The sequence below is a fragment of the Methylibium sp. genome, from assembly GCF_013817365.1.
GTDB lineage: Bacteria > Pseudomonadota > Gammaproteobacteria > Burkholderiales > Burkholderiaceae_C > Methylibium.
Genome location: NZ_JACDCU010000238.1, coordinates 1 through 6,320, shown reverse-complemented (window position 1 = coordinate 6,320; position 6,320 = coordinate 1). Strand labels below are relative to the sequence as shown.

Genomic DNA, 6,320 nt, shown 5'->3' with positions numbered 1-6,320 from the left:
GGTGATCGTCGACGAAGCTGCGGCGCTCGCGGTGCTCGCCGACGGCATGGGCGGCTACAACGCCGGCGAAGTGGCCAGCGGCATGGCCACCGGCTTCATCAAGGCCGAGCTGGGCCGCTGGCTCAGCGAGGCCAGCGCCCAGGCCACCGATTCCGATGTGCGCCGCGCGATGGACATCTGCGTGGACAACGCCAACCGCGCCATCTTCAACGCCGCCAATTCCAACCCGCAATACGCCGGCATGGGCACCACGCTGGTGGTGGCGGTGCTGCGCGAATCCCGGCTGCTCATGGGCCACATCGGCGATTCGCGCGCCTACCGCTGGCGCGAAGGCGTGCTCGAGCAGATCACGCGCGACCACTCGCTGCTGCAGGAGCAGCTCGACGCCGGGCTCATCACGCCCGAACAGGCGGCGGTGTCGAACAACAAGAACCTGGTGACGCGCGCGGTCGGCGTGGAAGACACCGTGTTGCTCGAAACCCACCTGCACCAGACCCTGCCCGGCGACTGGGTCCTCATGTGCTCCGACGGCCTCTCGGACATGGTCGACGACGAGCAGATCTCCGCCGTGTTGCGCGGGCACGACTCTTTGCCGGGGGCCGCCCAGGCCCTGGTCCAGGCCGCGAACGACGCTGGCGGACGGGATAACATCTCCGTCATCTTGGTGCAGGCGCAGGGCGCGGCCGCCGCTGCACGGGCCTGGTGGCCGTTTCGCCGCTGAGCCAAACGCAGCCCGGCCGGCCACAAACCGCCCCGCACCACATCGCAAGACAGAGCACGGGGTTACGCATGGGCAAGCTGGTGGTTTCGCTGGACGGAGTGGTGATCAAGGAAGTGCAGATCACCAAGGACAAGACCACCCTGGGCCGGCGCCCCTACAACGACATCGTCATCGACAACCTCGCGGTCAGCGGCGAGCACGCCGTGCTGCAGATGGTGGGGCAGGACGTTTTCATCGACGACCTCAACAGCACCAACGGCACCTACATCAACGGCAAGGCCGTCAAGAAGCAGCTCCTGCAGCACAACGACACCGTGGAGATCGGCAAGTACAAGATCAAGTACCTGAGCCACGAAACGTCGGACTACGAAAAGACCATGATCATCAAGCCCGGCAGCGCGCCGGCCGGGCCGCCCACCTTTCAGCACACCGCGCCCATGGGCTCGGGCTTCGGCGGCTTGTCGGGCGCGACCTCGGCGGTGATCAAGGTGCTCAACGGTGCGGCGGTGGGCCGCGAAGTCGCGCTCACCAAGGTGGTCACCACTGTCGGCAAGCCCGGCGTGCAGGTCGCCTCCATCACCAAGCGCCCGGGCGGCTATGTGTTCGCTCACGTCGAGGGCGGTGCGCGGCCTCTGGTCAACGGCAATCCGGTGGCCGGCGATCCGGTGCACCTGAAGAACGGCGACGTGATCGAGCTCGCCGGCACCCAGATGCAGTTCGTGCAGTCCTGAACGCCCCAGGGCTCGGCGTCGCCGAGCCCGCCCCCGAGGGGGTCAATGAACTCGGGAGCGGCCCTTCGGTTCCTTGAGAGCCGCCCGCAAGCCCGCACGACACGCGTAACTTTCCGGGCAATACGAGCCCCGGCGTGACCCATCGCACGCGACCCGAATTGCCGGTTTTGCGGCGCCCGGGCACCATCGAAAGATGACCGTTGCCCTGCTCGACAGCCCTGAACAGATCAGTGCTGTGCCCCTCGTGAACGCTGCCGTGCGCCTGCAGGTGCTGGGCTGCTCGGGCTCCATTGCCGCGGGCTGCCGCACCACCGCCTTCCTGCTCGACGATAGCGTGCTCATCGACGCCGGCACCGGCGTGGGCGACCTGTCGCTCGAAGCGTTGGCACGCATCGACGACATCGTGCTTTCGCATTCGCACCTCGACCACGTGCTGGCCATCCCGTTGCTCGCCGACAGCGTGATGCGCATGCGCCTGGCCCAGCCGGAGCGCGGGCCCATTCGCGTTCACGGGCTGCCGCAGACGCTGGACGCCCTGCGCCGCAATCTCTTCAACGGCGAGCTGTGGCCCGACTTCACCCGCATCCCGAGCGCCAGCCATCCGATCCTGGAACTGCGGCCGATCGCGGTGGGCCAGGTGCTCACCCTCGGCTCCGGCAGCCGCCGGCGCCGCGTGGAAGTGCTGCCGGCCGAACACACCGTGCCGGCCGTCGGCTTCGCGGTGGAAACTGCCGCCGGCTGGTGGGTCTACAGCGGCGACACCGGTCCCAACCCCGGGCTGTGGGCGGCCCTTTCCGGCCGGCGCATCGCCCACCTCATCATCGAAACGGCATTCGGTGACGACGAACGCTGGCTCGCCGATCTGAGCGGCCACCTCTCGCCCAGCAGCCTGGCGCACGAACTGGCCCAGCTCGGCGGCAGCGTGCAGGTGCACATCACTCACCCCAAGCCCGGCGAAGTTTCGGCCGTGCTGGCGCAGATTCGCGCCATCGAGACGGCGCATCGGATCGAGCCGTTGATGAAGGGGCAGGTGTTCGAGCTTTGAGCGGTGCGGTGCGGCATATGCCTTCAGGCGGATAATTGCCGCAGTTGCATCCGTGAGCGAACAGGGCCAAAAGCCAGCTTCGCCCGAACACAAGGGAGCCGGCACCATGACTGAACTGGTATTGAAGCTGCCCGACGATCTGGCGCAGCGGGCAAAAATTGCAGGGCTGCTGTCGGACAAGGCGATTCAGCGGCTCCTCGAGGAAGCCATGCGGCGCGAGGCGGGGCGCAAGCTGCTCCAGACCGCCGAGCGCCTGCAGGGAGCAGGCATCTCCGCCATGAGCGATGACGAAATCGTGGCCGAGGTCAAGGCAGTGCGCATGGAGCGGAGCGCCCGGGGGCGCAAACTCGGTCAGCAAGACCCCCAGTGAGGCTCGTCCTCGATACCAACGTCGTCGTCTCGGCGTTGATCTGGGGCGGCACTCCCCTTGAACTGATACGTGCAGCCACGGCCGGCGAGATCGAGATATACACGTCGCCTGTGCTCTTGGCCGAATTGCGCGCGGTGCTTGCGCGTGAGCATCTGTCCTCGCGCTTGGAGAAGCAGCGCTCGTCCGCAGAACAGGCCATTGCCTTGTATGGCGAATTGGCGGTCAGTGTGTCGCCGCTCGTGACGCCCCGAGTGGTCCTTGCCGACGATGACCATGTACTCGCCGCCGCGCTGCTCGCGGGTGCCGATCTGATCGTGTCAGGAGATCGGCATTTTCTCTCCCTCGAAGCCCATGCGGGTATTCCGATCATTGGTCCTGCCGAAGCACTCCGCCGAATCGGTGAAGCTTGAGCAAGGATGCTGGATCGAGAAGGCTGACACTGGCTCAACGCCACGTCTTCAGCATGGAAAGCCAATGAACGCGAACAAGCTCGCATCGCCGCGCTCCATGAAATCTGATCTCTCCCGCGTCGATGCCCATGCGGTGAAGCCCGGGGAGTACGACGAGCTGCCGGAGCTCACGGAAGACATGCTTGCAAGAGCCAAGGTGAACAAAGGCGGCAGGCCCTTGTCGCCGAATCCGCGCAAGTTGAAGCGGTTGCGGGCTGAGCGCATCGAGGGGCTGAAGGCCGTGCACGAAAAGGTGAGGGCCGAGCCGCTTCTCCCCATGACGCCTGAAGATATCCAGGCCGAAATCGACGCCTATCGCACCGAGCAGCGGCGTGCGGCTTTCTTGATACCAACACGGCCCTTTCGGCGTTGCTGTGGGGCGGCACGCCAAGGCGGTTGATCGAGGCGGAGGTGCGCCTGGTAACACCGGCGGCCATCGTGCCGACGATCGCGCGATCCCGCGGACGATCAAGTGCTTGCGGCGGCGCCGGCAGCCCAGGCCGACCTGATCGTGTCCGGCGATGCGCATCTGCTGGATCTGTATCGGTTCCATGGCATCGAGATCGTCAATGCCGCAACGGCGTTCGAGAAGCTGCGTGACATTCAATGAAAACAGCCGAGCAACTCCCGTTGTGTCGCGTCGCCTCGCGCCCGACGCTTACGCGACGAGCAGAGAACAACGCGGAATGCGAGCCAGCTCCTCTTTCATGACTTCTTTAGCGATGGCCGTGTCGTAGCTGGCCTGACCACGCAACCACCATCCGTCGCTGAGCCCGAAGTAGCGGCACAGCCGGAGGTCGGTATCCGCCGTGACGGCGCGCTTGCCTGCGACGATGTCGCCGATGCGCTGCGGAGGTACACCGATATCCTTGGCCAAGCGGTACTTCGTAAGACCCAGGCGCTTCAGGAACTCTTCGTCGAGCATTTCGCCCGGGGAGACGGGAGCAAGCACACGCATGTTCATTTTCCTTCGGTGATAGTCGACGATTTCCACGTCGGCCGGGCCTTCAGTTATCCAGACAAAACAGCCGCGCCATTGATCCTTGACCGGACGCTGTGCTGGCCCTTCCGGTCGTCCTCGAGCGCTTCAAGATGGTTTCCGGGCGGCACTCGAAGATCCTCGAGTACTACGGACCAGTCCAGTTGCGCAAGCTTTCGCAGTGCGGAGCGTTCGATGTTGACCCAACGTCGAACGCGTCGCCCCTCAAAAAGCGCTCTGGTGTCTTTGCACTTGCAGCCCTTGATCGTCACACACGTATATTAACGCGACGCGTTAATAATGCCAAGCGCCGGGGTGAGCGACTGTCCGTCCTGTGCGGCTCACGCATGAGCAAGTGGCGCAAGCACTGCCGGGCGGTTGACGACAACGATCTTGGCCGGTTGAAGGCCTGCTCCGGGCGGGTCCAGGCGGCGTTCCGAGCTGCAAAGGCGTGAGTTGGTGCTGATCCTTTTGCGGTTGCCGGTTTTGCGCCTGGCCTGTCGCACGAACAGCGGCGTGTGGCTGGGTGAGAACGAAACCGGTGAACACTGACCGGCTGAACAGCGCGTCGGAAAGTTCTCGGGGACTGCCTTCAAGGTGTCGAGGCGCAGCGCCGAATGAATCGGAGCGATGCGACCAAACGCGTCAGTTTGGCGCGATGACGGGCGATCGCCGTGCCCGGTTCTGACCAGTTGCGTCGGTGCTCGACGCGGGCGGCCGTGGAAACCGCGAAAATCAGCACGTTTCGCAGCCTTTGGCGGCTGGCACAGACGCTGCGTCCGCTCTGCTGCGCCCAGTCCCCCATTTTCAACGACCAAGGAGCTAGACGATGAACCGCATACAACGCAGTGCCCAAAAGGGCTTCACCCTGATCGAACTGATGATCGTCGTGGCGATCATTGGCATCTTGGCAGCGGTTGCGCTGCCGGCGTATCAGGATTACACCGTTCGCGCCAAGAACTCCGAAGCCATCTTGGCCGCGTCGGCCTGCCGCACCACGATCACAGAAGTCTTCCAGTCTGCAACGACCCTGCCCCTCGCGAACGCTTGGGGCTGCGAGTTTGCTGCTTCGACCACCACGGGATCGCAATACGTTGCCTCGATAGCAACTGACGGCGCCGGCGTGATCACTGTGACCACGCGCGCTGTCAAGAACCAGGCTGACGGCACTGTCGGCGGTACGATTTCGTTGACCCCCTCGGAAACCGTTTCCGGTGCCGTCGATGCGCCTGAGGTGGGCGAGACCGTCGCTCGTTGGATTTGCGGTCCGGGTGCTACTGCTCCGGTTGCAGCAAAGTACCTGCCGGGCTCTTGCCGCGGTCCGGACGCGACTCCTTAAGCGCGCCTTCTCGCACCTTGCTTTCCGACCGATCAAAAGAATCGGCCGGACGAACAAAGCGGCCTTCGGGCCGCTTTGTCGTTTCGTGCGGCTGCACGAGCCCTCATACATCATCGATCCACGGTCGATCACGGGCGACTCGCCAACCTCCGCCATATAGAAATCGCAGGTTTCATTTCCAGTTCAAATCAAGCTTCCGCTGCGAAGCAGCGCAGTCCCGCATGTACAAGTTGATCAGGCTCTGATACGGAATGCCGACCTCTTCCGAGATCGATTTGAAATACGTGATCGACTCTTCGTCGAGCCGAATGGTGATCTGCTTCTTGAGCTGCGAAGCGTATGGGTTCTTCCTCGCGGCAGAAAAGTCGTACTCTTTGCGCATGTGGCATCTCTATGGGTAAGACCTCGATTCCCTGGGCGTTGCCTTGCGAGCGGAGATGATGCGAATGACACCGTCCTCGCTGCGATATCAATGACAAACGAGCAGCAGGCGAAGCGCGCTGCTCAGGCCCAGGAGGACAAAGTGTTCTTCTGCTTGCGAGTGAGCCGGGTCATCGATCGAGCCTGTCAGATATTTCGTGTGTGAGGCATAGCATGATCACAAGGAGCATCTATGCCAAGCAGGACGAAGAAGGTTGCTACGAGCATGGCGGCGCTGCCGTCGATACCCAAGGAGCTGATTGACC

Annotated in this window: 10 protein-coding genes and 1 pseudogene; 8 read left to right on the top strand and 3 right to left on the bottom strand. The window is 63.8% G+C overall.

Annotation, left to right across the window (positions count from 1 at the left end; translation table 11 throughout):
- From H0W38_RS14225 to H0W38_RS14195, 7 genes are all read left to right on the top strand, one after another.
- On the top strand, positions 1-721 hold a 721-nt coding region (locus tag H0W38_RS14225), incomplete at its 5' end, for a protein phosphatase 2C domain-containing protein (protein ID WP_292455160.1).
- 68 nt (positions 722-789) lie between these two features.
- A complete protein-coding gene (locus tag H0W38_RS14220; protein ID WP_292455158.1) occupies positions 790-1,452 on the top strand; it encodes an FHA domain-containing protein in 663 nt (220 codons plus the stop codon).
- Between the two features lie 193 nt (positions 1,453-1,645).
- Positions 1,646-2,497 carry an MBL fold metallo-hydrolase gene (locus H0W38_RS14215; RefSeq protein WP_367162121.1) on the top strand — a complete coding sequence of 284 codons (852 nt, stop codon included), beginning with the start codon at positions 1,646-1,648 and terminating at the stop codon, positions 2,495-2,497.
- A gap of 106 nt (positions 2,498-2,603) precedes the next feature.
- Positions 2,604-2,867: a hypothetical protein gene (locus tag H0W38_RS14210; RefSeq protein ID WP_292455156.1), complete on the top strand. Its 264-nt coding sequence runs from the start codon at positions 2,604-2,606 to the stop codon at positions 2,865-2,867.
- Entirely contained in the window at positions 2,864-3,277 is a 414-nt protein-coding gene (locus H0W38_RS14205; RefSeq protein WP_292455153.1) for a putative toxin-antitoxin system toxin component, PIN family, read from the top strand. Before H0W38_RS14210 ends, H0W38_RS14205 begins: the two co-directional genes overlap by 4 nt.
- A 64-nt stretch (positions 3,278-3,341) precedes the next feature.
- Positions 3,342-3,716 carry a hypothetical protein gene (locus H0W38_RS14200; protein ID WP_292455152.1) on the top strand — a complete coding sequence of 125 codons (375 nt, stop codon included), beginning with the start codon at positions 3,342-3,344 and terminating at the stop codon, positions 3,714-3,716.
- Positions 3,717-3,788: 72 nt separating this feature from the next.
- Entirely contained in the window at positions 3,789-3,926 is a 138-nt protein-coding gene (locus H0W38_RS14195; protein ID WP_292455150.1) for a hypothetical protein, read from the top strand.
- A 48-nt stretch (positions 3,927-3,974) separates the two neighbouring features.
- On the opposite strand, the gene H0W38_RS14190 is transcribed toward H0W38_RS14195, so the two are convergent.
- Positions 3,975-4,274: a HigA family addiction module antitoxin gene (locus H0W38_RS14190; protein WP_292455163.1), complete on the bottom strand. Its 300-nt coding sequence runs from the start codon at positions 4,272-4,274 to the stop codon at positions 3,975-3,977.
- A gap of 15 nt (positions 4,275-4,289) precedes the next feature.
- Positions 4,290-4,567, bottom strand: a pseudogene (locus tag H0W38_RS14185) (type II toxin-antitoxin system RelE/ParE family toxin); the annotation flags it as partial.
- Between the two features lie 566 nt (positions 4,568-5,133).
- On the opposite strand from H0W38_RS14185, the gene H0W38_RS14180 reads away from it, so the two are divergent.
- Positions 5,134-5,634: a pilin gene (locus H0W38_RS14180; protein WP_292455161.1), complete on the top strand. Its 501-nt coding sequence runs from the start codon at positions 5,134-5,136 to the stop codon at positions 5,632-5,634.
- A 172-nt stretch (positions 5,635-5,806) separates the two neighbouring features.
- Here the strand turns inward: H0W38_RS14180 and H0W38_RS14175 are convergent, their stop codons facing one another.
- The gene (locus tag H0W38_RS14175) at positions 5,807-6,016 is read right to left on the bottom strand and encodes a BrnA antitoxin family protein (RefSeq protein ID WP_292455147.1); all 210 of its coding nucleotides are present in this window, start codon (positions 6,014-6,016) and stop codon (positions 5,807-5,809) included.
- Positions 6,017-6,320: the final 304 nt, after the last annotated feature.